Source organism: Plebeiibacterium sediminum, assembly GCF_026013605.1.
In the GTDB taxonomy this organism is placed as follows: domain Bacteria; phylum Bacteroidota; class Bacteroidia; order Bacteroidales; family Marinilabiliaceae; genus Saccharicrinis; species Saccharicrinis sediminus.
Genome location: NZ_JAPDPJ010000390.1, coordinates 1 through 343, shown reverse-complemented (window position 1 = coordinate 343; position 343 = coordinate 1). Strand labels below are relative to the sequence as shown.

Genomic DNA, 343 nt, shown 5'->3' with positions numbered 1-343 from the left:
AATATAACTCAATTATCTAATTTTCTAAATATCGAATTCAGTAGCCTTGATCATAATGATATTAGAGAAATACTCTCCAGTCTTGAACATATATCAGAACAGGCTCTTATTTTAATTGAAAACATTTTAGAATGGTCGCGCATTGAAAGATGCCTGATACAACCAGTATTTAATACCATTTGCATAGATGATCTTTTTAATCATGCGATAAATTTGCATAAGTCTTTGGCCAAACATAAACGAATTAAAATTATTAAAGAGGTTGAATTGGATGAATGTATCCTATGTGATATAGATATGACCAAGACAGTTTTGAGAAATTTAATTTCAAATGCGATTAAAT

Annotated in this window: 1 protein-coding gene; it reads left to right on the top strand. The window is 28.6% G+C overall.

The genetic code is table 11. The features are described 5' to 3' along the window. On the top strand, window positions 1–343 hold a 343-nt coding region (locus OM075_RS26760), incomplete at both ends, for a histidine kinase (protein WP_301193425.1).